The organism is Streptomyces sp. NPDC047049 (assembly GCF_040643995.1).
GTDB classification, from domain to species: Bacteria; Actinomycetota; Actinomycetes; order Streptomycetales; family Streptomycetaceae; genus Streptomyces; species Streptomyces mooreae.
The window spans coordinates 732,928-758,612 of record NZ_JBEYVM010000002.1 but is presented as its reverse complement, the minus strand read 5'-3'; the positions used below and the strand labels follow the sequence as shown (position 1 = coordinate 758,612).

At 71.9% G+C, this 25,685-nt stretch carries 21 protein-coding genes, 1 pseudogene and 1 riboswitch; of the genes and pseudogenes, 14 read left to right on the top strand and 8 right to left on the bottom strand.

The annotated features are described in order from the left end of the window. Positions 1-59: 59 nt before the first annotated feature. From ABZ851_RS07445 to ABZ851_RS07435, 3 genes are all read right to left on the bottom strand, one after another. On the bottom strand, positions 60-1,142 hold the full coding sequence (locus ABZ851_RS07445; RefSeq protein ID WP_361123401.1) for a prenyltransferase/squalene oxidase repeat-containing protein: 1,083 nt from the start codon (positions 1,140-1,142) through the stop codon (positions 60-62). Further along, entirely contained in the window at positions 1,139-2,071 is a 933-nt protein-coding gene (locus tag ABZ851_RS07440; RefSeq protein WP_361123398.1) for a class I SAM-dependent methyltransferase, read from the bottom strand. The genes ABZ851_RS07445 and ABZ851_RS07440 overlap by 4 nt, the downstream gene beginning before the upstream one ends. A gap of 69 nt (positions 2,072-2,140) precedes the next feature. After that, complete coding sequence (locus ABZ851_RS07435; RefSeq protein WP_361123395.1) at positions 2,141-3,553, bottom strand: glycosyltransferase family 4 protein; 1,413 nt, start codon at positions 3,551-3,553, stop codon at positions 2,141-2,143. Between the two features lie 239 nt (positions 3,554-3,792). Here ABZ851_RS07435 and ABZ851_RS07430 point away from each other — a divergent pair, with 239 nt between their 5' ends. After that, positions 3,793-4,563 (top strand): TetR family transcriptional regulator, encoded by a 771-nt coding sequence (locus tag ABZ851_RS07430; RefSeq protein WP_361123392.1) that lies wholly within the window; start codon positions 3,793-3,795, stop codon positions 4,561-4,563. A gap of 113 nt (positions 4,564-4,676) precedes the next feature. Here ABZ851_RS07430 and ABZ851_RS07425 read toward each other — a convergent pair whose 3' ends face one another. Together ABZ851_RS07425 and ABZ851_RS07420 are read right to left on the bottom strand one after the other, a co-directional pair. Further along, positions 4,677-4,910, bottom strand: a complete 234-nt coding sequence (locus tag ABZ851_RS07425; protein WP_361123389.1) for a ferredoxin — start codon at positions 4,908-4,910, stop codon at positions 4,677-4,679. Next, positions 4,910-6,361 (bottom strand): aldehyde dehydrogenase, encoded by a 1,452-nt coding sequence (locus ABZ851_RS07420; RefSeq protein ID WP_361123386.1) that lies wholly within the window; start codon positions 6,359-6,361, stop codon positions 4,910-4,912. Before ABZ851_RS07420 ends, ABZ851_RS07425 begins: the two co-directional genes overlap by 1 nt. Before the next feature lie 260 nt (positions 6,362-6,621). Between ABZ851_RS07420 and ABZ851_RS07415 the strand changes: the two genes are divergently transcribed. The 6 genes from ABZ851_RS07415 (at position 6,622) to ABZ851_RS07390 (ending at position 14,277) form a co-directional block, all read left to right on the top strand. Further along, entirely contained in the window at positions 6,622-7,710 is a 1,089-nt protein-coding gene (locus ABZ851_RS07415) for an MBL fold metallo-hydrolase (RefSeq protein WP_361123383.1), read from the top strand. Between the two features lie 191 nt (positions 7,711-7,901). Further along, positions 7,902-8,004, top strand: a riboswitch (cobalamin riboswitch). Between the two features lie 206 nt (positions 8,005-8,210). After that, the gene (locus ABZ851_RS07410; RefSeq protein ID WP_361123380.1) at positions 8,211-9,506 is read left to right on the top strand and encodes a prenyltransferase/squalene oxidase repeat-containing protein; all 1,296 of its coding nucleotides are present in this window, start codon (positions 8,211-8,213) and stop codon (positions 9,504-9,506) included. Next, positions 9,506-10,258 (top strand): SCO2322 family protein, encoded by a 753-nt coding sequence (locus tag ABZ851_RS07405; protein WP_361123377.1) that lies wholly within the window; start codon positions 9,506-9,508, stop codon positions 10,256-10,258. Before ABZ851_RS07410 ends, ABZ851_RS07405 begins: the two co-directional genes overlap by 1 nt. Further along, on the top strand, positions 10,255-11,556 hold the full coding sequence (locus ABZ851_RS07400; protein WP_361123374.1) for a CbiQ family ECF transporter T component: 1,302 nt from the start codon (positions 10,255-10,257) through the stop codon (positions 11,554-11,556). Before ABZ851_RS07405 ends, ABZ851_RS07400 begins: the two co-directional genes overlap by 4 nt. Then, the gene (locus ABZ851_RS07395) at positions 11,553-13,277 is read left to right on the top strand and encodes an ATP-binding cassette domain-containing protein (protein WP_361123371.1); all 1,725 of its coding nucleotides are present in this window, start codon (positions 11,553-11,555) and stop codon (positions 13,275-13,277) included. Before ABZ851_RS07400 ends, ABZ851_RS07395 begins: the two co-directional genes overlap by 4 nt. A gap of 49 nt (positions 13,278-13,326) precedes the next feature. Further along, the gene (locus ABZ851_RS07390; protein WP_361123368.1) at positions 13,327-14,277 is read left to right on the top strand and encodes an ECF transporter S component; all 951 of its coding nucleotides are present in this window, start codon (positions 13,327-13,329) and stop codon (positions 14,275-14,277) included. Here the strand turns inward: ABZ851_RS07390 and ABZ851_RS07385 are convergent. After that, on the bottom strand, positions 14,261-15,430 hold the full coding sequence (locus tag ABZ851_RS07385; RefSeq protein ID WP_361123365.1) for a steroid 3-ketoacyl-CoA thiolase: 1,170 nt from the start codon (positions 15,428-15,430) through the stop codon (positions 14,261-14,263). The genes ABZ851_RS07390 and ABZ851_RS07385 overlap by 17 nt on opposite strands. Positions 15,431-15,691: 261 nt before the next feature. On the opposite strand from ABZ851_RS07385, the gene ABZ851_RS07380 reads away from it, so the two are divergent. The 4 genes from ABZ851_RS07380 (at position 15,692) to ABZ851_RS07365 (ending at position 19,309) form a co-directional block, all read left to right on the top strand. Then, positions 15,692-16,924, top strand: a complete 1,233-nt coding sequence (locus ABZ851_RS07380; RefSeq protein ID WP_361123362.1) for a cytochrome P450 — start codon at positions 15,692-15,694, stop codon at positions 16,922-16,924. Between the two features lie 376 nt (positions 16,925-17,300). Further along, on the top strand, positions 17,301-17,921 hold the full coding sequence (locus ABZ851_RS07375) for a DUF6230 family protein (RefSeq protein WP_336051364.1): 621 nt from the start codon (positions 17,301-17,303) through the stop codon (positions 17,919-17,921). Continuing rightward, on the top strand, positions 17,912-18,448 hold the full coding sequence (locus tag ABZ851_RS07370) for a DUF6114 domain-containing protein (protein ID WP_361123358.1): 537 nt from the start codon (positions 17,912-17,914) through the stop codon (positions 18,446-18,448). The genes ABZ851_RS07375 and ABZ851_RS07370 overlap by 10 nt, the downstream gene beginning before the upstream one ends. A 162-nt stretch (positions 18,449-18,610) precedes the next feature. Continuing rightward, on the top strand, positions 18,611-19,309 hold the full coding sequence (locus tag ABZ851_RS07365; protein WP_361123355.1) for a hypothetical protein: 699 nt from the start codon (positions 18,611-18,613) through the stop codon (positions 19,307-19,309). Positions 19,310-19,448: 139 nt separating this feature from the next. Here ABZ851_RS07365 and ABZ851_RS07360 read toward each other — a convergent pair whose 3' ends face one another. After that, positions 19,449-19,784 carry a hypothetical protein gene (locus ABZ851_RS07360; protein WP_361123352.1) on the bottom strand — a complete coding sequence of 112 codons (336 nt, stop codon included), beginning with the start codon at positions 19,782-19,784 and terminating at the stop codon, positions 19,449-19,451. A 99-nt stretch (positions 19,785-19,883) separates the two neighbouring features. Next, positions 19,884-21,533 carry a cytochrome c oxidase subunit I gene (gene ctaD / locus ABZ851_RS07355; RefSeq protein WP_361123349.1) on the bottom strand — a complete coding sequence of 550 codons (1,650 nt, stop codon included), beginning with the start codon at positions 21,531-21,533 and terminating at the stop codon, positions 19,884-19,886. A gap of 126 nt (positions 21,534-21,659) precedes the next feature. Between ctaD and ABZ851_RS07350 the strand changes: the two are divergent. From ABZ851_RS07350 to proP, 3 genes and pseudogenes are all read left to right on the top strand, one after another. After that, positions 21,660-22,160, top strand: a pseudogene (locus ABZ851_RS07350) (sigma-70 family RNA polymerase sigma factor); the annotation flags it as partial. A gap of 274 nt (positions 22,161-22,434) precedes the next feature. Further along, positions 22,435-23,472, top strand: coding sequence for a CU044_5270 family protein (locus tag ABZ851_RS07345; RefSeq protein WP_361123346.1), 1,038 nt, complete (start codon positions 22,435-22,437; stop codon positions 23,470-23,472). 659 nt (positions 23,473-24,131) lie between these two features. Continuing rightward, on the top strand, positions 24,132-25,511 hold the full coding sequence (gene proP, locus ABZ851_RS07340) for a glycine betaine/L-proline transporter ProP (RefSeq protein WP_361123799.1): 1,380 nt from the start codon (positions 24,132-24,134) through the stop codon (positions 25,509-25,511). The last annotated feature ends 174 nt before the right edge of the window (positions 25,512-25,685 follow it).

The window sequence follows — 25,685 nt, the reverse complement described above, 5'->3', positions numbered from 1 at the left end:
CGACGCACAGTAGTGCGCCCTCCCGCTCCCCGCGCTCCCTTTCCGGGAGGCGCACCGTCCTACGGGGCCGCCGGCCGGCAGCAGTCCGGGTCGAGCCCCGTCGGCAGCCACTCGCCCCCGAAGACCGAGGTGGTGGCCTCGTCACCGCCCAGGGCGGCCACCGCGAGCAGCAGCGAACCGGCCGTCCAGGAGGTGCGTTCGCGGGGCCAGACCGCATCGTCGTCGAAGACGTAACCGGTCCAGTACATGCCGTCCTCGGCGCGGAGGTGCTGGATCCACTTGAGGATCTGTACGGCCCGCTCGGACTCCCCCATCGCCCACAGCGCGAGCGCCAGTTCCGCGCTCTCCCCGCCGGTGACCCAGGGGTTGGGCAGCACACAGCGCACGCCCAGACCGGGCACCACGAAGCGCTCCCACTCCGCGTCGATACGCTCCCTGGCCGCCGCGCCGCGGACCGCCCCGCCCAGGATCGGGTAGTACCAGTCCATGGAGTAGCGGGCCTTGTCGAGGAACCGCTCGGGGTGGCTGCGTATCGCATGGCCGAGGCTGCCGACCGCCAGTTCCCAGTCGGGCTGGGGCTCCTCGCGCTGTGCGGCCAGGGCGAGCGCACAGCGCAGCGCCTGGTAGACGGAGGACGAGCCGGTCAGCAGCGCGTCGCCCACAGGGGTGCCGTCGTCCTCGCGCTTCCAGCCGATCTCGCCGCCGGGCTGCTGCAGCTCCAGGACGTACTCGATCGCCGAGTGGACCGCGGGCCACATGCGGTCCAGGAAGGTGTCGTCGCCGGTGGAGAGGTAGTGGTGCCAGACGCCGACCGCGATATAGGCGCAGAAGTTGGTCTCCCGGCCGCGGTCGGTGGGCTCCTCGGCGTCACCGTCGGCGTAGGCCGCGTACCAGGACCCGTCGGGGTTCTGATGCCGTACCAGCCAGTCGTACGCCGCCTCGGCACGCTCGTGTTCGCCGGCCGCGTCCAGGGCCATGGCGGCCTCGGTGTGGTCCCACGGATCGAGGTGGTGACCCCGGAACCAGGGGATCGCGCCGTCCGGCCGCTGGACCGCCAGGATGCCGGCCACCGTGCGGGCCGCCTCTTCGGCGGTGAGCACCCCCGGCAGGACCAGCCGTTCGGTACGCCCGGGACTGGTCACTTGGCGGCCCCGGTGGAGTTCTTGGCGGCGGACGTGGCGGCCGGCTTGGCACCCGCGGCCTTCCTGGCAGCGGCCTTGGTGCCGGACTTGGCGCCGGCCTTGGCGCCGGACTTGGCGCCGGCCTTCGTGCTCCGGGCGGGCTCACGGGCAGGGGCGGCGGCCCCGGCGGGCTCGCCCTCCGCGGTGGCGGCGGGCTCGGCGGCGGCCGTCTCGGGAAGGTGCGGCTTGGTCGCGTAGACGACGAAGCTCTTGCCGATGACGGGGTTGAGCGCCCGCTCGGCGAGCCGGGTGGCCAGCGGCTTCTTCATGATGTCCCAGACCAGCAGCTTGTGGTACGCCTGCACCGGCAGGGCCTTGTCGTTGTCGACCCCGAAGGCGCACTTGAGCCACCAGTAGGGGCTGTGCAGCCCGTGCGCATGGTGGGTGCCGTACGGCTCCAGCCCGGCTTCCCGCATCTTGCCGAGGAGTTCGTCGCCGCGGTAGATGCGGATGTGGCCGCCCTCGACCTCGTGGTAGGCGTCGCTGAGCGCCCAGCAGACCTTCTCGGGGCCGTAGCGCGGGACGGTGACGGCGATCCGGCCGCCGGGGCGCAGCACCCGGACCATCTCGGCGAGCACGCCCTTGTCGTCCGGGATGTGCTCCATGACCTCGGAGATGATCACGACGTCGAAACTGTCGTCGGGGAACGGCAGGTTCAGCGCATCGCCTTCCATGGCGGTGGCGGAGGCGCCCGCCGGGGCCTCGCCCGCCTCCTCCATCGCGGCGAACCACTTGGCGACCTCGCGGATCTCCTCGCCGTTCTGGTCGAGGGCGACGACCTGCGCGCCGCGCCGGTAGCACTCGAAGGCGTGCCGGCCGGCGCCGCACCCCAGATCGAGCACGCGGTCGCCCGGAGCGAGCGGGAAACGGGAAAAGTCGACGGTCAGCACGGCGTTCTGCTTTCGTCCGGCGGTTGGTGGCGGTGTGGCTGCGGAAAGAGGGCGGGGCCGGCCGGGCCGCTAGACGTGCCCGGCGGTGCTCGGCGCGGGCGCGGCGCCGGCGGCCTTGTCGGACGGGGCCCGCAAGGAGGAACGGGCGGCGTCCCGGCCGCCCTGGAGGGCGATGGCCTCGCGGTAGCGCTCGGCGGTGCCGAGGGCGGCCTGGCGCCAGGTGAAGCGGGCCAGCACCCGTTCCCGGCCGGCCGCGCCGAGCCGGCGGCGCAGGGTCTCGTCGCCCAGCAGCCGGAGCAGTCCGCCCGCCAGCGCGCCGGCGTCGCCCGGCGGCACCGCGAGGCAGGTCTCGCCGTCCGGCCCGGCGACCTCGGGGATCGCGCCGCCGGTGGTCGCCAGCAACGGGGTGCCGGTGGCCATCGCTTCGGCCGCGGGCAGCGAGAAGCCCTCGTAGAGGGAGGGGACGCAGGCGATCTGGGCGCTGCGCACCAGGTCGACGAGTTCGCCGTCGGTGATGCCCTTGACGAATTCGATGGCGCCGGACAGCCCGAGCCGTTCGATGGCGGCGGCGACCGGCCCGTCGTCGGCGCGCTTGCCGACGACCACCAGATGCGCGTCGGGGTTCTCGGTGCGCACCTTGGCGAGCGCCTCGACCAGGTGGATCAGGCCCTTGAGCGGCACGTCCGCGCTGGAGGTGGTGACGATCCGGCCCGGTACCTCGGCCACCGAGGCATCCGGCGAGAACAGGTCGGTGTCGGCGCCGATATGGACCACATGGATCCGTCCTGCGGACACCCCGAGGTCGTCGACGATCTCCTGGCGGGAGGAGCCGGAGACGGTCAGCACCGACGGCAGCCGCCGGGCGACGCGCTTCTGCATGCGGGTGAAGCCGTACCAGCGGCGGACGGAGGCGCGGCGCCGCCAGTTGCCGGCGGCCTGGAGGTCGAGCCGGCGGTCGACGGTGATGGGGTGGTGGATGGTGGTGACCAGCGGGGCGCCGAGCGCGCCGGGCCCGCCGAGCAGGCCGTAGCCGAGGGTCTGGTTGTCGTGGACGACATCGAACTGGTCGCGGCGGGCGGCGAGGTGGCGCCGGGCCCGCAAGGAGAAGGTCAGCGGCTCGGGGAAGCCGCCGGTCCACATCGTGCCGACCTCCAGCGCGTCGATCCAGTCGCGGTACTCGCCGCGCTTCGGCGTGCGGAACGGGTCGGGCTGGCGGTAGAGGTCCAGGCTGGGCAGCTCGGTCAGGGTCACCCCGTCGTCGAGGACCGGGTAGGGCTGGGCGCCGATGACCTCGACGGTGTGGCCGAGGCGGGCCAGTTCGCGCGAGAGGTGGCGGACGTAGACGCCCTGGCCGCCGCAGAACGGGTTCCCCTTGTACGTGAGCATCGCGATGCGCAGGGGCCGCTCACCGTTCGACGGGGCGGAGGCCGAAGAGGCCTCTGCGGGGCGAGGCGCGGCTGCCTGGACGGCCTCTGCGGTCACGCTCGGCCCCCTTCTCACTGGACTTTCGCCGGAGCGTAACCGCTGGCGGTAATCTAGAACAAGTTTCAGAACTGATTGGCTACTCATCAGTTCAACCAGCTTCGAATCTACCGGCCGAGAACGAGGCGAAAAGAGCCGCACCAGGTGATTCGCGCCACCACCCGCCCCCCTGCCATGCTGTGCCGAGCACACCACCGGCACCCACCGCATCGCGGACGGAATGCCACGGAATGGGAAATATGACTACGGAATCCAAGGCGGTCAGACCGACCCTTCCCGCGAGTCCTCCCCTGACCGAGCGTCAGGAGGCGCGGCGCCGCCGCATCCTGCACACCAGCGCCAAGCTGGCGTCCCGTGGTGGCTTCGACGCCGTGCAGATGCGCGAGGTCGCGGAGTCCTCGGGCGTCGCGCTCGGCACCCTCTACCGCTACTTCCCCTCCAAGGTGCATCTGCTGGTCGCCACCATGCAGGACCAGCTCCAGCACATGCACGAAACGCTGCGCAAGCGCCCGCCGTCGGAGCAGGACCCGGGCGCCCGGGTCGCCCAGACCCTGATGCGGGCCTTCCGCGCGCTGCAGCGTGAACCGCACCTCGCGGACGCGATGGTGCGCGCGCTGACCTTCGCCGACCGTTCCGTCAGCCCCGAGGTCGACACCGTCTCCCGGCTGACCACCGCGATCATCCTCGACGCGATGGCCCCGCCCGTCGCCCACCACCCTTCGCAGGAACCGGCGCGCCCCTCCCTCTCGCCCACCCCCGATCAGCTCTCCGCGGTCCGGGTCATCGAGCACACCTGGCACTCGGCACTGATCACCTGGCTGTCGGGACGGGCCTCGATCGCCCAGGTGAAAATAGACATCGAGACGGTGTGCCGGCTGATCGATCTCACCGCGCCGGGGGCTTCCGGCGACCCGGGCACACCAGGTACACCCGGTGCTTCCGGTGCTTCCGGTGCCCCAGGAGCTTCCGGTGCTTCCGGCGCGCCGGGCGCGCCGGGCGCGGAGCGTTAACCCCGCCCGCCACCTGGGTAGTTGGCCCGTAGGGGGCCTTCCGCACCCCTACGGGACCGCCGCCCCCACCCCCTACGGGACCTCCCCCGTTACGGCCGCCTCCCCCGGCCCGCTCACTCCTCCGGCGGGAAGACCGCCTCGCCGCTGCCGGCCACGGTCAGGGTGATCGCCTCCACGGGGCAGCCCTCGGCCGCCGCCAGCACGTCCTCGCCGGCCTCCGCCTCCGGTGCCACCGGGTGCGACTGCCGGGCCGAGTCCAGCCGGAAGCCGTCCGGCGCCGCCGCGGCACACATCCCGGACCCGATGCAGACGCCGCGGTCCACCTCCACCCGCCAGCGGTCCCCCATCAGGCACCGGCCGGCAGGTGGATCATCTTGTGCTCCAGGTAGGCGCCGAAGCCCTCGGGCCCGAACTCCCGCCCGATGCCGGAGTTCTTGTAGCCGCCGAACGGGCCGAGCATGTCGATGCTGAAGGTGTTCACCGAGTACGTGCCGGTGCGCACCTGCCGCGCGAGGTCGACGCCGCGGTCGACGTCGGCCGTCCACACCGAGCCGGAGAGCCCGTAGTCGGAGTCGTTGGCGATCCGTACCGCCTCGGCCTCGTCGTCGTACGGGAGCAGGCAGATGACCGGGCCGAAGATCTCCTCGCGGGCGATCCGCATGGAGTTGGCGACCTCGCCGAAGAGGGTCGGCTCGACATACCAGCCCGTCGGCTGCCCCTCGGGGCGGCCGCCGCCGGTGAGGACCTTGGCGCCCTCCTTCCGGCCGAGTTCGATGTAGTCCAGCGAGCGCTGCTGCTGGCGGCGGGCGACCAGCGGGCCGAGTTCGGTGGCCGGATCCAGCGGGTCGCCGACGGTGAGCGCGGACGCCGCCGCGGTGAACCGTTCGGCGATCTCGTCGTAGTGGCTGCGCGGGGCGAGGATCCGCGTCTGGGCCACACACGCCTGGCCGTTGATCATCCAGGCGAACGGCACGATGCCGGCCACCGCGGCGTCCAGATCCGCGTCCGGCAGGATCACCGCGGCGGACTTCCCGCCCAGCTCCAGCGTGACCCGGCTGAGGTTTTGGGCCGCGACCTCCATGACCCGCTTGCCCGCCGCCACCGATCCGGTGAACGACACCTTGTCCACACCGGGGTGCCCGACCAGGTACTCGCTCACCTCGCGGTCCGCCGGGAGGATCGACAGCACGCCCCGCGGCAGCCCGGCCTCGGTCGCGATCTCCGCGAGGAGGTACGCGTCCAACGGGGTCTCCGGCGACACCTTCAGCACCACCGAGCAGCCGGCCAGCAGCGCCGGTGCGAGCTTGGCGGCGGCGGTGAACTGCGGGACGTTCCACGGCACGACGGCCGCGACCACCCCGGCCGGCTCCCGCCGCACCAGCAGCGGCCCCAGCACCCCGGCCCGCCGCTCCTCGAACGGGAAGTCACCGGCCACCGTCAGCGCCGCGTCCCACGCCAGCATCGCGGCCAGCGACTGCACCATGACGCCGGAGGTGACGGGCGTGCCGTTCTCGGAGCTGATGACCCTGGCAATCTCCTCGCTGCGGGCCGCGAAAGCGTCCTTGATACGGGTGACCACCGCGATCCGGTCCGCCAGCGGGGCATTCGCCCACACTCCGGAGTCGAAGGACGTACGGGCCGCGGCCACCGCACGGTCGACATCGGCCCGCGAGGCGTGCGGCACCCGGCCGATGACCTGTTCGGTGTGGGGCGAGACGACCTCGATCACGTCCTGGCCGGCCGGGTCGGCCCACTCACCGCCTATGTAGAGCTTTCCGTGCTCGACGAGGTCGCTCATCGCTGCCGCCTCCTGCGGGTTGGCCGCCTGTTCGACGATCCCTGACGGTTTTTCTGGGGGCTGGGCGTTCCCAGGAACTGATACCAGTTCTAGTTGCAGGAGTCCACGGCGCGAGGCCGAATCCCAACTCCCGCAGTATCGCTGGTTACTTCGCGAGATGACGCGGGAGGGTTTCCCGCCACAGGGCAGTCACACTGAAACCGGTTCTAGTTATAGTGAGGCCGGGTACCGGGTGTACGGCACACCGAGAGGGGACCGGGATGACGCCGCAGGTGACCGACCACAAGGGCGGGGTGTGGAGCATCGCCGTCCCCATCCCGGACAACCCGCTCGGACACACCCTCGTCCACCTCCTGGAGACCGACCGCGGACCGGTGCTCATCGACACCGGCTGGGACGACCCCGGCTCCTGGACGACACTCGTCGCCGGCATCACCGCCTGCGGCTTCGCGCCCGCCGAGCTCCACGGCGTCCTGATCACCCACCATCACCCCGACCACCACGGCCTGTCGGGCAAGGTGCGGGAAATCTCCGGCGCGTGGATCGCGATGCATGCCGCGGACACCGCCGTGGTCCGCCGCACCCGCGAGGCCGAACCGGGCCGCTGGCTCGACCACTTGACCGCCAGGCTCGCGGCGGCGGGCGCGCCCGACGAGCATCTGGCACCGCTGCGGGAGGCCCGCGCGCAAGGCCGCGGCCGGACGTTCCCCGGGCAGGGGGCCGCACTGCCCGACCGCGACATCGGCCCCGGTGAACTGCTCGACCTGCCGGGGCGCCGGGTGCGCGCCCTGTGGACACCGGGGCACACCCCGGGGCATGTGTGCCTCCACCTGGAGGAGGAGCACCCCTCGGGGCGGGCCGGCGGCTTCGGCCGGCTCTTCTCCGGCGACCACCTCCTCCCCGGCATCACCCCGCACATCGGCCTGTACGAGGATCCGAAGGGCGCGGAGGATCCGAAGGGCGCGCAGGACCCCGAGGACCCGGAGGGCGCCGGCGTCCCCGACCCCCTGGGTGACTATCTCGACTCCCTCGAACGCGTCGGCAAGCTCGCCCCCGCCGAGGTGCTGCCCGCCCATCAGCACGCCTTCACCGACGCCGGCGGGCGGGTACGCGAGCTCGTCGCGCACCACGAGGAACGGCTCCGCCGGCTGCGGGAACTGCTCCGCGAGCCCCGCACCCCCTGGCAGCTCGCCATGGCCATGGAGTGGAACCGCCCCTGGGAACAGATCCCTTACGCCTCCCGCAATATCGCCGTCTCGGAGGCCGAGGCCCATCTGCGCCGGCTGGTGAAACAGGGGCGGGCGGAGCGGGTGCCGGGGTCCGGTCCGGTGCGGTACCAGGCGGTGTGAGGGAGACGGGCTCAGGGGCAGAAGCAGGGTCCGGGTCAGGGCGGAAGCAGGGGCGGGCTCAGGGCAGCGGCAGAGGCAGGCTCCGGGGCGCTCCCGGCGCTCCCCGGCGCGGGGCCGGCTCGTACGGGCGAGCGAGTGGCCCGGCGGGCGCCGGTTAAGGTGTGCGGGACAACTTCATCCGTACCCGATCGGGGGAAGCCGGTGGAAATCCGGCGCTGACCCGCAACCGTGAGGACGCCCCGCCCGCACCGTGCCCCCGGCCCGGCGTGGCGGGCCGTACGAGCCGGAGCACCCGACCGGGCACGACCAAGGCTCCCGCCACCGAACCACCCGCCCGTGCGGAAGTCCGGTGCGCGGCACCGTCGAGGTACACGGAGCTGAGCCCGGTGCCACCGCCGCCGATGTACGCATCGGCTCGCGAGTGGCCGGCCGAGCGCGGCTGCGTAGCATCGCCGCGACCCGACCCGAGAGGCACCGACCCGATGGCCCCCATGGCTTCCATGGCTCAACCGGCCCCTTTGACGCACTCCGTCGCCTTCCTGGCGCGCCGCGCCGCCACGGCGCTGGCGGCCGTGGCGGTGCTGGGCGCGGCCGCTGCCCCCGCCGCGTACGCCGACTCCGCTTCCGCCTCCCCCAAGAAGCTGCCCGCCGGGCTGTACGGCACCAAGGACCCGCAGTACGACGGGGTCTGGCGGCAGTCCCTCGCGCTGCTGGCCCAGGACACCGTGGGCATACGCCCCGCGGCGTCCGCCGTGCGGTGGCTGGCCGGACAGCAGTGCGCCGACGGCTCGTTCACCGCCTTCCGAGCCGAGCCGGGCACGCCCTGCGACGCCAAGACCTCTCGGGACACCAACCAGACGGCCGCCGCGGTGCAGGCGCTGGCCGCGCTGGGCGGGCACGCGGACACCGTGAAGAAGGCCGTGAGCTGGCTGAAATCGGTGCAGAACGACGACGGCGGCTGGAGCTCGATGGCCGGCGCGGCCAGCGACGCCAACTCCACTTCCGTGGTCATCGGCGCGCTCGCCGCGGCGGGCGAGAAGCCGCGGTCCGTGACCTCGGAGAAGGGCGGTAAGACCCCCTACGACGCGCTGCTCACCTTCCGGCTGGGCTGCGAGGCGAAGGAGGACGCGCGCGGTGCGTTCACCTTCCAGCTCAAGGGGGCGGCCCCCAATGCGGACGCCACCGCTGCCGCCGCGACCGGAGCGCTCGGCAAGGGCTTCGTCGTCGAGCCGGCCGGCAACGGCGCGGACACTCCCGTCAAGCCGCTGAGCTGCAAGGACGGCGACGACAAGAAGACGGGCGGCAGCGATGTGGCAGCGGCGGCCCAGGGCGGTGCCGGCTACCTCGTCGCCCAGCTCGACAAGAACGGGCAGCATCTGCTCTCCGCGATGCCGGGCGCGAAGGAGCAGCCCGATGTCGGCAACACCGCCGACGCCGTGGTGGCGCTGGCGGCCGGCGCGCACCCCACGGCCGCCGCGAAGCCGCTGAAGTGGCTGGAGAAGAACGCGGCGGCCTGGGCCGAGCAGAACGGCCCCGCCGCGTATGCCCAGTTGGTGCTGGCCGCGCACGCCACCGGCACCGACCCGCGCTCCTTCGGCGGCACCGACCTGGTGGCCGCGCTCAACGCCACCGGCCCCGAGCCGGCCGCCGGGGCGACGAAGGACGGCAAGGCCGGCAAGGACGCCGACGGTTCCAAGGGCGGCGGTTTCGGTCTGGTGTGGATCATCGGCATCGGCCTCGCCATCGGTGCCGGCATCGGCTTCCTGCTGAGCAGCCGTAAGAAGACCCAGCTCTGATGCGGCACTCCCGTCCCATGCGGCAGCCCCCGATGCGGCAGTCCCGTCCGGTGCGGCGTACCAGGATCGCCGGAGCGGCGCTGCTGGCCGGTGCGGTCACCGGCCTGGCCGCCGCGCCCGCCCAGGCGCAGGAGTACCGCTACTGGTCCTTCTGGCAGGGCAAGGGCAGCTCCTGGGCGTATGCCACCGAAGGGCCGGCCACGCTGCGGCCGGCCGACGGCGCGGTGGCGGGCTTCCGCTTCGCCGTCAGCGCCGGCTCGGCCGCGGCCGGAAAGCCCCGGACGGCCGCGGGCTTCGACGCGATCTGCCACGGCACGCCCGCGAAGGAGGGCCGCAAGCGGGTCGGCATCGTCATCGACTTCGGCACCGCGGCGGATGCGCCCGGCGGGGAGCGGCCGCCGAAACCCAGGACACAGTGCGCCCAGGTGGCACAGGACGCCTCGGCGGGCGAGGCGCTGGCGGCGGTCGCCCGGCCGCTGCGCTATGACTCCCGCGCCCTGCTGTGCGCCATCGCCGGCTACCCGGAGGCGGGGTGCGCGGAACAGGTGGAGGGCGCGAAGGAGGGCGCGTCGTCCGCCGCGCCGTCTTCGGGCACGGCGGCGGACGGGAGTGACGCGGGCGGCGGCGGTGACGCGAGCGGTGCGGGCGGCAGGGACGACGGCGGCCCGTCCGCCGGGCTGGTCGGCGGGGTCGCGGCCGTCGCCGTCCTGGGCGCGGCGGCGGTGTGGCAGGCGCGCCGCCGACGCGGATGAGCGCCCCGCAGGCGACCCGCACCACCGCGCTGCACGCCGGCGCCTGGTGGCTGTGGGCGCTCGGACTGGCCACCGCGGCCTCCCGCACCACGAATCCGCTGCTGCTGGGGCTGCTGGTGGGGGTGGCCGGCTATGTCGTCGCGGCCCGCCGCACCCACGCGCCGTGGGCCCGTTCGTACGGGGCGTTCGTCAGGCTCGGGCTGGTCGTGATCGCGATCCGGCTGGTCTTCGCCTTCGTCCTCGGCTCGCCGATCCCCGGTACGCACACGCTGGTCACGCTGCCCGAAGTGCCGCTGCCCCACTGGGCGAAGGGCGTCCGGATCGGCGGCCGGGTCACCGCCGAGGGCATGGTCTTCGCGCTGTACGACGGGCTGAAACTGGCCACTCTCCTCATCTGCGTGGGCGCGGCCAATGCGCTGGCCAACCCGGCCCGGCTGCTGAAGTCGCTGCCGGGCGCGCTCTACGAGGCGGGCGTCGCGGTCGTCGTCGCGATGACCTTCGCACCGAACCTGGTCGCCGATGTCCAGCGGCTGCGGGCCGCGCGCCGGCTGCGCGGCCGCCCGGACCGCGGTGTCAGGGCGCTCCTCCAGGTCGGGCTGCCGGTCCTGGAGGGCGCGCTGGAGCGCTCGGTGGCGCTGGCCGCGGCCATGGACGCGCGCGGCTACGGCCGTAGCGCCGAAGTGCCGCCCGCCGTACGGCACCTCACCTCCGTCCTCACCCTCGGCGGGCTGCTCGGCAGCTGCGCCGGGACGTACGGGCTGCTGGGCGACGCCGGCGGCGGCTACGGGCTGCCGCTGCTGCTGGCCGGGCTGGCGGCGGCGCTCGCCGGGCTGTGGCTCGGCGGCCGACGGTCGGTGCGCAGCCGCTACCGGCCCGACCGGTGGGGCGCCCGCGCCTGGCTGGTCGCGGGCTCCGGTATCGCCGTCGCCGCCCTGATGATCTGGGCGAACGGCTACGCGGCCACCGCCCTCCACCCGCCCGCGGTCCCGCTCACCGCCCCCGTCCTCCCGCTCTGGCCGGCCGCCTCCGTTCTCCTGGGGCTGCTGCCCGCGTTCGTCGCCCCGCTCCCGCCGGGCACGGGCCGGGCGGACCGGACGGAACGGGGGGACCGAACGGGAAGGGCAGGCCGGGCGGGCCGAGCCGGCGGGACGGGCCGGGCGGGCCGAACCGACGGGACGAGCCGGGCGGGCCGAACTGACGGGGCGAGCAGCGCAAGCAAGGCAAGCAGGGCAGCCAGGGCCGCGTCCCCTGGCCGTGCCCCCGATGGCGATCCGCACGCGAAGGAGCCCACCCAGTGATCCGGTTCGAGCAGGTCTCGGTCACCTACGGGGACGCCGCGGCGCCCGCCGTCCAGGGCATCGACCTGACCGTCCCCGAGGGGGAACTCTGTCTCCTGGTCGGCCCTTCCGGCGTCGGCAAGTCCACCGTCCTGAACGCCGTGTGCGGCCTCGTCCCGCACTTCACCGGCGGCACCCTGCGCGGCCGGGTCAGCGTCGACGGACGGGACACCCGTACCCATAAACCGCGTGAACTGGCCGATGTGGTCGGCACCGTGGGCCAGGACCCGCGGGCGCACTTCGTCACCGACACCGTCGAGGACGAACTCGCCTACGGGATGGAGTCGCTGGGCCTCGCGCCCGACGTGATGCGCCGCCGTGTCGAGGAGACCCTGGACCTGCTGGGCCTGGCCGAACTGCGCGACCGCGCCCTGGCCACCCTCTCGGGCGGGCAGATGCAGCGGGTGGCGATCGGCTCGGTCCTCACCACCCACCCCAAGGTCCTGGTCCTCGACGAACCGACGTCGGCACTCGACCCCGCCGCCGCCGAAGAGGTCCTTGCCGTCCTCCAGCGCCTGGTCCACGACCTCGGCACCACGGTCCTGCTCGCCGAACACCGCCTGGAGCGGGTGGTCCAGTACGCCGACCAGGTCATCCTGCTCCCGTCCCCCGGCGCGCCCCCGGTCGTCGGCACCCCCGCCGACATCATGGCCGTCTCCCCCGTCCACCCCCCGGTGGTGGCCCTGGGCCGCCTGGCCCGCTGGTCGCCGCTCCCGCTGTCCGTACGCGACGCCCGCCGGAAGGCCGCACCCCTGCGCGAGCGGCTGGCGGGAGTCAGGCCGCCGGCGCGGGAGACGGGCCCGGGTACGGGCGGGGGCACGGGTAGGAGCACAGGTACGGGCGGGGGCCTGGGGGCCACGCCGGCCTCCGCGGGCTCCCCCGCCGGTGCCGCCGCCGGTGCCGCCGCCGGTGCCGCCGCCGGTGCCGCCGCGGTCGTCCGTGGGCTCAGTGTCCGCCGGGGGCGGACCGAGGCGCTGCACGACGTGGACCTGACCGTGAAGGGCGGCGAGTTGCTGGCCTTGATGGGGCGGAACGGCGCGGGGAAGTCGACCCTGCTCACCACCCTCGTCGGTATGCACGCACCGTTCTCCGGGACGGTGCGGGTCGGTGGCGTCACCCCGCACCGCACCAGCCCGCGGGCCCTCCTGCGCCATGCCGGCCTCGTCCCCCAGGAGCCTCGCGACCTCCTGTACGCCGACACCGTCGCGGCCGAGTGCACCGCGGCCGACCAGGACGCGGACGCCGCCCCCGGCAGCTGCCGGACCCTGGTCACCCGGCTGCTGCCGGACGTCCCCGACTCCGTCCACCCCCGCGATCTGTCCGAGGGCCAGCGCCTCGCCCTGGCCCTGGCCATCGTGCTGACCGCCCGCCCTCCGCTGCTCCTCCTCGACGAGCCCACCCGTGGCCTGGACTACGCCGCCAAGGCCCGTCTGGTCGAGGTGCTGCGGGCACTGGCCGCCGAGGGCCACGCCCTCGTCCTGGCCACCCATGACGTGGAACTCGCCGCCGAACTGGCCCACCGGGTCGTCCTCCTGGCCGACGGTGAGATCGTCGCCGACGGTCCCACCGAGGAGGTCGTGGTCTCCTCGCCCTCCTTCGCACCGCAGGTCGCCAAGGTGCTCTCCCCGCTGCCCTGGCTGACCGTTCCCCAGGTGGCACACGCCCTGGAGGCCGCCAGGTGAGCGCAAACCCCGGAGACCACCGCGAGAGCACACACCCCGGAGGCCCCGCATGAGCGCACCCCCGCACCGGCCGGAGGGCGACGGGCCGCGCACCGGGCCCGGCCGCCAGGTCCGTGCCGTACGGCTCGGTCCCCGCTCCGTCGCCGCGCTGGTCCTCGTCTCGGCCATCGGCGTGATGGCCTTCGGGTGGCCGCTGCTCGCCGATTCCGCGTCCGGGCTCGCGCATTCCCGGGACGCGCCCTGGCTGTTCGCCGCGTTGCTGCCGATGCTGCTCGCCGTGGTCGTGGCGACCATCGCCGACACCGGCCTGGACGCCAAGGCCATCGCGATGCTCGGCGTCCTGGCCGCGGCCGGGGCCGCGATGCGCCCGCTGGGCGCGGGGACGGCCGGTATCGAGCCGATGTTCTTTCTGATGGTGCTGTCGGGGCGGGTGCTCGGGCCCGGCTTCGGGTTCGTGCTGGGGTCGGTGGCGATGTTCGCGTCCGCGCTGCTGACCGGCGGTGTCGGCCCGTGGATGCCGTTCCAGATGCTGTCGATGGGGTGGGTGTCGATGGGCGCCGGCCTGCTGCCGGGGGCCATGGGGGACCCCCCTGCTCGCGCGAAGCCGAGAGCTTGGGGGAGGCTGCGCGGCCGCCGTGAACTGGCCGTGCTCGCCGTCTACGGAGCCGTCTCCGCCCTCCTCTACGGCCTGGTCATGAACCTTCAGGGCTGGCCTTACATCGGCGGCATGGCCTCGGGGGTCTCCTTCGTCCCCGGGGACCCGCTCGACCAGAACCTCGCCCGCTACCTCGCCTACTGCCTCGCCACGTCCCTGGGCTGGGACGTCCCCCGGGCCCTGGTCACCGTGCTCCTCACCTGCACACTGGGCGGCACCGTCCTCAGGGCCCTGCGCCGCGCCACCCGCCGGGCGGCCTTCGACGTCCCCGTCTCCTTTTCTTCCGATCCCGCCGGGGGGAGAGAAACCGCTAGGCCGCAGGCAGGCACTACAGCCGCTGAATGATCGTCCCCGTAGCCAGTGCCCCGCCCGCGCACATGGTGATCAGGGCGAACTCCTTGTCCCGGCGTTCGAGTTCGTGGAGTGCGGTGGTCAGGAGCCGCGCGCCGGTGGCGCCGACCGGGTGGCCCAGGGCGATCGCGCCGCCGTTCACGTTCACCTTCTCCAGGTCCTGCTCGAAGACCTGCGCCCAGGAGAGCACCACGGAGGCGAAGGCTTCGTTGATCTCGACGAGGTCGATGTCCCTGAGGGACATCCCGGCCTTGCCGAGCACGGCACGGGTGGCGTCGATGGGGCCGTCCAGATGGAAGTGCGGATCGGAGCCGACCAGCGCCTGGGCCACGATGCGGGCCCGCGGCTTGAGCTTGAGGGCGCGTGCCATGCGCTTGGAGGCCCACATCACCGCGGCGGCGCCATCGGAGATCTGTGAGGAGTTGCCCGCCGTGTGGACGGCGGTCGGCATCACGGGCTTGAGGCCGCCCAGGGCCTCCAGGCTGGTGTCGCGCAGCCCCTCGTCGCGGTCGACCAGCCGCCACATGCCCTGGCCCGCGGCCTGTTCGTCCTCGGTGGTGGGGACCTGGACGGCGAACGTCTCCCGTTTGAAGCGTTCCTCGGCCCAGGCCGCGGCCGCCCGCTCCTGGGAGCGCAGGCCGAGCGCGTCGACGTCCCCGCGGGTCAGCCCCCGCTTGCGGGCGATGCGTTCGGCCGCCTCGAACTGGTTGGGCAGATCGACGTTCCACTCGTCGGGCCAGGGCTTGCCGGGACCGTGCTTGGAGCCGCTGCCCAGTGGCACCCGGGACATCGCCTCGACGCCGCAGCCGATGCCGATGTCGATGACGCCGGCCGCGATCATGTTGGCGACCATGTGGTTGGCCTGCTGGGAGGAGCCGCACTGGCAGTCCACCGTGGTCGCGGCGGTCTCGTACGGGAGGCCCATCGCCAGCCAGGCGTTGCGTGCCGGGTTCATGGACTGTTCACCGGCGTGGGTGACGGTGCCGCCGACGATCTGTTCGACACAGTCGGGCTGGATGCCCGTACGGGCGAGGAGTTCGCGGTAGGTCTCGCCCAGGAGATAGGCGGGGTGGAGGTTGGCGAGCGCGCCTTGGCGCTTGCCGATCGGGGTGCGTACTGCTTCGACGATGACGGGTTCCGCGGCCATGACTGACTCGTCCTCTCCTCGCGTCCGCGGGGCGTCCCGGCACCCACGGAAGAAGAACTAGTACGCGTTCTAGTTCTGCCACAGTCTTATGAGCCACTCCCCGGGGCGCAAGGGGCATGCAACGCTGTTGTCCGGAAAGGGAGTCGCCACGGCCCTTGCCAGTTGCAGAACTCGTCACTACCTTCACCGCGACCCATATCTGATGCCCCGTCAGAAATCGATACGCCGGACGCCGGCCGCCGGATGGACCAGGAGTCGCCGATGCCATGCCCCGCGTTGCCCGAAGGGTTCGACTTCACCGACCCCGACGTCTACCAGTCCCGCGTTCCGCTTCCGGAGTTCGCGCAGTTGCGGCAGACCGCGCCCGTGTGGTGGAACGCCCAGCCGCACGGCATCGCCGGCTTCGGTGACGACGGCTATTGGGTGGTCACCCGTCACCAGGACGTCAAAGAGGTGTCCACCAAGCCGGAGCTCTTCTCCGCGAACCTCAACACCTCGATCATCCGCTTCCAGGCGTCCATGACCCGCGACCAGATCGACGTCCAGAAGCTGATCATGCTCAACATGGACCCGCCCGAGCACACCCGGGTCCGCCAGATCGTGCAGCGCGGCTTCACCCCGCGCGCCGTCCGCGCCCTGGAGGACGCCTTGCGCGAGCGGGCGGCGCGCATCGTCACCGAGGCGCGCCGGAAGGGCTCCGGCGACTTCGTCACCGATATCGCCTGCGAACTCCCCCTCCAGGCCATCGCGGAACTCATCGGCATCCCCCAGGACGACCGGGCCCGGATCTTCGACTGGTCGAACAAGATGATCGCGTACGACGATCCCGAACTGGCCATCACCGAAGAGGTCGGCGTCAACGCGGCCATGGAGCTGATCTCGTACGCCATGAACCTCGCCGCGGCGCGCAAGGAGTGCCCGGCCAAGGACATCGTCAGCCGGCTGGTCGCGGCGGAGCACGAGGGGAATCTCGGCTCGGACGAGTTCGGCTTCTTCGTGCTGCTGCTGGCGGTGGCCGGCAACGAAACGACGCGCAATGCCATCACCCATGGGATGCACGCCTTCCTCACCCATCCCGGCCAGTGGGAGCTCTACAAGCGCGAGCGCCCCGGGACGACGGCCGAGGAGATCGTGCGGTGGGCAACGCCGGTGGTCTCCTTCCAGCGCACCGCCACCCAGGACACCGAATTGGGCGGAGCGAAGATCAAGAAGGGCCAGCGGGTGGGGATCTTCTACTCCTCCGCCAACCACGACCCGGAGGTCTTCGACCACCCCGAGGTCTTCGACATCACCCGCGACCCCAACCCCCACCTGGGGTTCGGCGGCGGCGGGCCGCACTTCTGCCTCGGCAAGTCCCTTGCGGTCCTGGAGATCAACCTGATCTTCAACGCGCTCGCCGACGCCATGCCCGACATCAGCCTGGCGGGCGACCCGCGCCGGCTCCGCTCGGCCTGGATCAATGGCGTCAAGGAGCTTCAGGTGCACTACGGCTGAGCTGACGGGTGCAACGGACGACGGGCGCAACGGCCGGTGGCGAGCGAAGGGCGGCCGGCGGCGAGCGGCGAGCGGCGAGCGGTGAAAGCCGGACCGACGGTATGTCCGAAAACGGTTCCGCCCTCAACCTTGCCAGCCGCCATGGGCAGACTTACATTCAACTCGCCAGTAACAATTGGTAGTTCGGCCTTTTCGCGCACCGTTCGACACACCGCGTACCCCCGAGCCGCACGACGCGACGTCCCCCATGGATGCCCGGTCCGGCTCCCCGCGCGACTCCAGCACCACCCGCACCTCGCGCACCCGCACCTCGCGTCTCCGCACCCCCACGCGTTCGACAGTGCGCTCCACCGCTCTTCGAAGGGGACATACCATCATGAAGGACGCACACGGCAGACCTGTCACGGGACGCATCAGCTGGCGAAAGTTCGCCGTGCTGTCCGTTCCGGCCCTCGCCGGCACCGCCGCCCTGGGCATCGCCCTGGCCAACGGGGCGCTGGCGGCGTCATTCGCCGTCTCGGGGCAGCAGTTCAAGGTGTCCGCCGACAGCCTCAAGGGCGACGGGTTCGCCCAGTACGGCGGTGTGGACGCGAACGCCAGGGGAGACCTCCTGCCGGTCGCCGTCACCGCCATCAAGTCGGCGCAGATGAACCACCTGTGCCAGTCGGTCGTCACCCACCTGCCGGTCATCGGCGATATCTCGCTCAACCTCAGCGCCGGTACGGGCGGCAAGCCCGTCGAGGCGACCAATCTCTTCGTGGACGCCACCCAGCTCTCCGGCAATGCAACCTTCCACCAGATCGAGATCGGCCGGGACGCCTCCACCCTCGACAAGGGGCCGGACAGCGCCCAGGGCATGCAGGACCTCTTCGCCCAGCAGGCCGATGACATCAACATCAGCAGCCTCCGGCAGACCGCGTGGGCCACCAACGCGGGGACCTTCAAGCTGTCCGGCCTCAATATGAAGATCTCCAAGGGTAAGAAGGAATGCTTCTGACCTGGCGGCGCTGGCGGAGGGGGCGGCCCTTCTGGGGCGGTCTGGCGGCCGTCCTCGCCGGCGCCGAGATCTGCGCCATCCCGCTGGCACCACTGAAGATCATGCTGCAACAGGGCATCGCGGGTATCCCGTCGGTGCTGATGGGGCTGGTGATGATCGTGATGGGGCTCTCGGCGTGGTTCGCGCCGCACTACCGGGGCCTCGCGGGCGTGCTCACCGTGCTGTGCGCGGCGGCCGCGCTGGTGATGTCCAACCTCGGCGGCTTTCTGATCGGCACCATCATCGGGATTCTCGGCGGCTCGATGATCTTTGCCTGGCAGCCGGTCGCCCCGACGGAACCCGAAACCGCCGCCACCACCGCAACTGCCGCAACTGCCGCAACTGCCGCAACTGCCGCTGATTCCAAGGCCGTTGGCGAGTCCGGGACCGTATCCACACCCCGGACCATTGCCGAACCCGGGGCGCTCACCGAACCCGGAGCCCTTGCCGAACCCGGCGGCGGCGCGCCCGCCCCCAGCGAACCGTAAGCCCGCCGCCACCCGTCGGCGTCCGCCCGTACGCGCACCCCCCGTACGCGCACCCCGTACGCGCATCCCCACGCCTTGCCCGCGTACGGAACCGGAGCGCTGCCCGCACCCCACCCGCCGCACCGCTCCCTCCGGCACCCCACCCCTCGAAGGAGACCCACGATGACCATGACGCAGCCCGCCCGGCACACACCCCGTCAGCGCGCCTTGCTCACCGCCGGTACCGGGGTCGTCGCGGCCCTCGGCCTGTCGCTCGCCATGACGGGCTCGGCGACGGCACAGCCCGCCGGGACACCCTCCGACCCGGCAGCGTCCACGACCGTGACCCCCGCGGGCCACAGTTTCACCGCCGCGCTCAGCGGCAAGGCCACCTTCAAGGCAGGTTCGGTGACCGTCACCTGTACGGTCTCCTCTTCCAGCGGACAGGTTCCGGCCGCGCCCGGCAACCACAACCCGGCGGGCCCGGTCAGCAGCTCCACCACTCCGGCCACCTACAGCTCCTGCTCGACGAGCATGCCGGGTGTCAGCGCGAGCGTCACCACCGGCGGCAGCTGGGGCGTGGCCATGCAGAACGGGGCACCGGTGACCGCCGGACTGACCATCCCCACCGGCGGTTTCGTGCTCAAGACCAGCGGCCTGGCGTCCTGCACGGTGACCGCGGCCCCCACCTCGGCGGCAACGGTGAACGGCACCTGGACCAACGGCGCTCCCTCCACCCTCGGCTTCACCAACGCACAGGTGCCGGTGAAGGTGACGGGCGGTTTCGGCTGCCCCACCAGCGCCACCACCTCGACCTTCAACGCCGTCTACAAGGTGAGTGACACCACCGACCCCGCGTCCCAGATCACCGTCACGGGCTGAGCGGCGGACGGGTCACGGTGACGGGTGACGGGCCGTTGTACGCGGACGTCACCCGTTCCCGCCCCGGGAGACGTTCCCTCCGTTCGCGCCCCCGGGGGACGTCCGCCCGTTCCCGCCGCCCAGTGGACCGTCGCCTCGCTCACCGTACGGCCAGGCCGGCGGCAGCAACGGTCACCAGCGCCGCCACGGCCACCGTGCCGCTCAGGAACCCGGTGATCAGCCGTCGCCGCAAGGCCCGGTAGACGCCTTCGTATTCGGTCCGCAGAGTGGCGCTGCGGACGGCGATGCGCTCCAGGTAGGCGCGTGAGGTGTCGCGCTGGTCCTGGCAGTAGCGCCCCTCCACTTCCCGCCGCTGGGAGTCGGTGAGCCAGGGCAGGCCGGCACAGAAGGCCTGGGCGCGAGTGCGGGTCCGGTCCTTCTCCGCTTCCCAGAGGAGAAAACCCTCGATCTCGTTGATGGCCTGGTCCCCCTGCATTTCCTCACCCCGTCGCTTTTCCTCACCCCGTCGCATTTCCTCACCCCGTCGCATGTCCCCACCCCTCCGCGTTCCCTCGCTCCTCCGCGTCCCCTCGGCTCATGTACGTGCCCCGATGCCGGTGGCGGGCGTTTTCCCGGCGGCATCCGCCAGGGCCTCCCTGCCCCCTGCGATCTCCGGGTGGTGCAGGTCGAACGCCGGGGATTCGGAGCGAATGCGCGGCAGGGTGCGGAAGTTGTGCCGCGGTGGTGGACAGGACGTCGCCCACTCCAGCGAGCGGCCGTATCCCCACGGGTCGTCGGCCCCGACTTTCTCGCCGTACTTCGCCGTCTTCCAGACGTTGTAGAAGAACGGCAGCAGGGAGAGCCCGAGGAGGAAGGAGAAGATGCTGGAGACGGTGTTCAGGGCGGTGAATCCGTCCGCGGCGAGATAGTCGGGGATACGCCGCACCATGCCCTCGGCGCCCAGCCAGTGCTGGACGAGGAAGGCGCCGTGAAAGCCCACGAACAGCGTCCAGAAGGTGATCTTGCCCAGCCGCTCGTCCAGCATCTTGCCGGTGAACTTCGGCCACCAGAAATGGAAACCCGCGAACATCGCGAAGACGACCGTACCGAACACCACATAGTGGAAGTGCGCCACCACGAAGTACGAGTCCGAGACGTGGAAGTCCATCGGCGGCGAGGCCAGGATGACACCGGTCAGACCACCGAAGGTGAAGGTGATCAGGAAGCCGATCGTCCACAGCATCGGCGTCTCGAAGGACAGCGAGCCCTTCCACATCGTGCCGATCCAGTTGAAGAACTTCACACCGGTCGGCACCGCGATCAGGAACGTCATGAACGAGAAGAACGGCAACAGCACACCGCCCGTCACATACATGTGGTGCGCCCACACCGTGACCGACAGACCGGCAATCGACACCGTCGCCGCGATCAGACCCATGTAACCGAACATCGGCTTCCGGGAGAACACCGGAATGACCTCGGAAATGATGCCGAAGAACGGCAGGACGATGATGTACACCTCTGGATGGCCGAAGAACCAGAAGAGGTGCTGCCAGAGCAATGCGCCGCCATTCGCGGCATCGAAGACGTGCGCCCCGAATTTACGGTCCGCCTCCAGTGCGAACAGCGCCGCCGCCAGCACCGGGAAGGCCAGCAGGACCAGCACACCGGTCAGCAGCACATTCCAGGTGAAGATCGGCATCCGGAACATCGTCATGCCGGGAGCCCGCATGCAGATGATCGTCGTGATGAAGTTGACCGAACCGAGGATCGTGCCGAAGCCCGAGAAGGCCAGACCCATGATCCACATATCGCCGCCGATACCGGGGGAATGCACGGCGTCGGAGAGCGGTGCATACGCGAACCAGCCGAAGTCCGCCGCCCCTTGAGGCGTCAGAAATCCCCCCACCGCGATCAGCGAACCGAAGAGATAGAGCCAGTACGCGAACATGTTCAGCCGGGGAAAGGCGACATCGGGCGCGCCGATCTGCAGCGGCATGATCCAGTTCGCGAAGCCGGCGAACAGCGGCGTCGCGAACATCAGCAGCATGACCGTGCCGTGCATCGTGAACGCCTGGTTGAACTGCTCGTTCGACAGGAACTGGTGACCGGGACGGGCGAGCTCGGCGCGCATCAGCAGCGCCATCACTCCGCCGACGCAGAAGAACGCGAAGGCGGTGACCAGGTACAGCGTGCCGATCGTCTTGTGGTCGGTGGTCGTCAGCCACTTCACGGGAGATCTCATGCCCCGTAGGTGTCCGCAGCCGCAGCGGACGTCACAGGGGGCGGGGACCGACGGGCCCTGACGGCCGGTGGCAAGTCTCACCCCGGGAGGTGTGACGATCGGGGCCATGCCGGACACCAAGGGTTCATGAGCACGGACGACGCCTTCGCCGAGGCCTATCGCGCGCACTACTGGGCGGTCAGCCGCTTCGTCGCGCGACGGCTGGACGGGCAGGCACACGAGGTCGAGGAAGTGGTGGCGGAGGTCTTCTCCATAGCCTGGAGACGCCGCACCGAACTCCCCGACGCGCCACTGCCCTGGCTGTACGGGGTGGCCCGGAACTGTCTGGCCAATACGGTGCGGGGGCTGGGCCGTTACCGGCGGCTGCTGCACCGGCTCGGCAACCACGAGGCGGCGCACCAGCAGCAGACCGTGGAGAGCCCGGACGCGGAGCGGCCCGGCTCCTGGGTGCACGAGGCGCTGGCCCGGCTCTCCCCCGCCGACCGGGAGGTGCTGCGCCTGACGGCCTGGGAGGAACTGACCGTCGAGGAGCTGGCGGTGACGCTCGACTGCGGCCGGAGCGCGGCGGCCATGCGGCTGCACCGGGCACGCGGCCGGCTCCGTACGCAGATCGAGCGGATGCGGCAGAGAGGCGCCGCCCGGCCCGACGCGCCCCGGTCACGGCCGGACGGGCCCCCATCACGGCCGGACGGGCCCCCGTCACGACTCGACGCGCCCCCGTCACGACTCGACGGGCCCCCGTCACGACTCGACGCGCCCCCGTCACGGCTCGACGCACCTCCCGCGCAGCCACCATCTCCCCCTGCGCGGCCCCCCTCACCAGCCGCGCAGGCCCCCTCACCACCCACACCGCCCAGAGTGACCCACCACCCCGTACCGACCCGAGCCGGAGGCCGCCGCCATGACTGAGGAACTGGAGCTGCTGCGGCAGGCCGACCCCGTCTCCGCCGAGGAGGGGCCCTGGCGCGACCGCCCGCTGACCGCGTCGGCCGAGGCCCGCCTGCAGGCACTGACGACCGGCGCGAGCGCGATCACCCGCGGCCGTCCGCGTCCCGTCCGCCGTCGCCGTCTGGTGCTGGGCCTGACCGCCGTGTCGTCGGCCGTCGTCGCCGGCCTCGTACTCACCTTCGCCGGCGCCGGCAGCGGCCCCGCCGTCGCGGCGCCCGTCGCCCTCGCCCTGCACGCCGATGCGCCGTCCGTCTCGCTGGACGTCCTCGCCCGCAGGGCGGAGGCCAGGGCGCGGGCGGCCGGTGCCGCGGACGGGCCGAGCCGGGGAAGTCATCTGCAGAGCTGGTACATGAGCATGGAATCGGGCCCCGACGCCGATCCGCCCGTCACCGTGCCCGAGGAGCGCATCACCCGCTGGCACGACGACGGCAGCGGCTCGGAACTGGCCGTGGCCACCGACCCGCGGCACCCGGGCCGCCCGGTGATCCACGACAACGACGGCCACTGGCAGACCGTCAGCGACGGCAAGGTGCTGCACCGCAAGACCTATCCGGCGGGCTCGGAGGCCGAGCACAGCGGCCTCGCCTCCCGTACGAGGCCGTCGACCGACCCCGCGGCACTGCGCGAACAGCTGTCATGGCTGTACGGCGGTCCCGGCGGCACCCGTACGACCCCGGAACTCCTGTCGGCGCTCTCCTCCTTCCGCCAGCAGTGGACGCCGGGGCCGCGCGAGACGGCCGCCATCGTCCGGATGCTGGCCGAAGCGGACGGGCTGCGGCAGGCCGGCGTGGTCACCGACCGGCTGGGCCGGCGCGGGCAGGCGTATGTGTACGACGGGCCCGACGGCGCCGCGAACTCCACCCGCCAGATGGTGATCCTCGACGCGCGCACCGGCGAACTCCTGGGGCTGGAGATCACCTTCACCAAGGACGCGCCGGACTTCAGGATCAAGTCGGGGGAGGTCATGTCGTACGAGGCGTGGATGCCGTGAGGCGCGGCTGCCCTGAGGCATGGACGCCCTGAGGCGTGGATGCCGGGGCTGTGGCCGCGAGGGGGCGTGGCCGCGGGCCATGGCGGGCGCCGGGACCGCGCCCGAGTGGCGGGGCCGGGGGTCATGGCTGATCCTTGAGGGAACGCGACGATCCACATCGGCGCGGCGGTCGGAAGTGTGCCGCCGCGCCGCTTCCATGCCGGCCCGCGCCGCTTCCGCACCGTCCGGGCCCACCCCCTCTTCCCCCGCACACAGGGCCCACCCACACGTGGCACACCTCACAATCCGCCGAAGGTTGCAGCGGATCATCGCGATATGGATCACAGACATAAGTGCCGTGGATTGCCGCGCGACAGGGCGTTTACCCAGCAAGGAGCGGGTATACGGCCACCTGCGCGGTCGTCCGCGCACTGTCCGTGATGATCCGGTCTGCCCCTATGGTCGACCTTTGCCCGCCGCTCCACGGCGGGCTTTGGCCCGCCACCCCGTGGCGGGCGGAGTCATGTTGTCGTCCAAAGAGAGCGCAGGCGAGCGAGCACGTGCCGACGCATTCCACCGTCGCCCCCGGGCCCCGTAACCCCGTCGGCAGCCGTGCCGATACCGCATCCGATCCGCAAAGTGAGCGGGCCGGGGATCCGGCACAGCAGCCATCGGGCGAGGTGACCGTCGTCGATCCCGCGATGGTCAAGCGTGCCGTGTCGGCGGCCGCGCTCGGCAATGCGATGGAGTGGTTCGACTTCGGCGTGTACAGCTACATCGCGGTCACCCTCGGACACGTCTTCTTCCCGTCCGGGAATCCGACCGCGCAGTTGCTGTCGACGTTCGGGGCGTTCGCGGCAGCGTTCCTGGTCCGCCCCATCGGCGGCATGGTCTTCGGGCCGCTCGGTGACAAGATCGGCCGGCAGAAGATCCTGGCGATCACCATGATCATGATGGCCGCGGGCACCTTCTCCATCGGCCTGATCCCGTCCTACGCCTCAATCGGCGTCGGGGCGCCCATCCTGCTGCTCGTCGCCCGCCTGGTACAGGGCTTCTCCACCGGCGGCGAATACGGCGGCGCCTCCACCTTCATCGCCGAGTACGCGCCCGACAAGAAGCGCGGATTCCTCGGCAGCTGGCTGGAGTTCGGCACTCTGGCCGGTTACGTCGGCGGCGCCGGCCTGGTCACGCTGATGACCGCGCTGCTGTCCACCGACGACCTGAACTCCTGGGGCTGGCGCATCCCGTTCCTGATCGCCGGACCGATGGGCATCATCGGCCTCTACCTGCGGATGCGACTGGAAGAGACCCCGGCCTTCGCCCAGTTGGAGAAGGAGGCGCGGACCAAGGAGAAGGCGCGTCGCGAGGCCGAGAAGCGGATCGGCATCCGCGAGATGATCTTCGGTCAGTGGCGGTCGATGCTGCTCTGCGTCGGGCTGGTCCTGGTCTTCAACGTCACGGACTACATGCTGCTGTCGTACATGCCGAGCTACCTGACCTCGGAGCTCAAGTACGACGAGACGCACGGACTGCTGGTCGTGCTCGCGGTGATGGTCCTGATGATGGGCGTCCAGCCGTTCGCGGGCCGGCTCACCGACCGCTTCGGCCGCCGTCCGGTCATCGGCGCGGGCTGCGCCGGCTTCCTGGTGCTGTCCGTGCCGGCCCTGCTGCTGATCCGGCAGGGTTCGCTGGCCGCCATCGCGCTGGGCATGGCCGCCCTCGGACTGCTGCTGGTCACCTTCACCGCGGCCATGCCGTCCGCGCTGCCCGCCCTGTTCCCGACCAAGGTGCGCTACGGCTCGCTGTCGATCGGCTTCAACGTGTCCGTGTCGCTCTTCGGCGGGACGACGCCGCTGGTGGTCACCGCCCTGATCGGCGCGACCGGCAACAAGATGATGCCCGCCTACTACATGATGGCGGCAGCCGTGATCGGCGGCATCGCCGTCCTGCTGATGCCGGAGAGCGCCCGCAAGCCGCTGCCCGGCTCCCCGCCGGCGGTCGAGACCGAGGCGGAGGCACGCGAGGTCCGCAACGCGGCCACGGCCGGTTCGGCAGCCTGACCGCACACCGCACGGAGCGCACCGCGCGCCCCGGCAGACGACGGCCCAACCGGGTCCTTCAGCACTGCCGCTGCACTCCGCCCCGCCGGCCCAACCGGCGGGGCGGAGTGCTGTGCAGGGCCTCAGGTCTACCGCTTCAGGTCTACCGCCTCACGTGTACGGGCTCACGCCTTC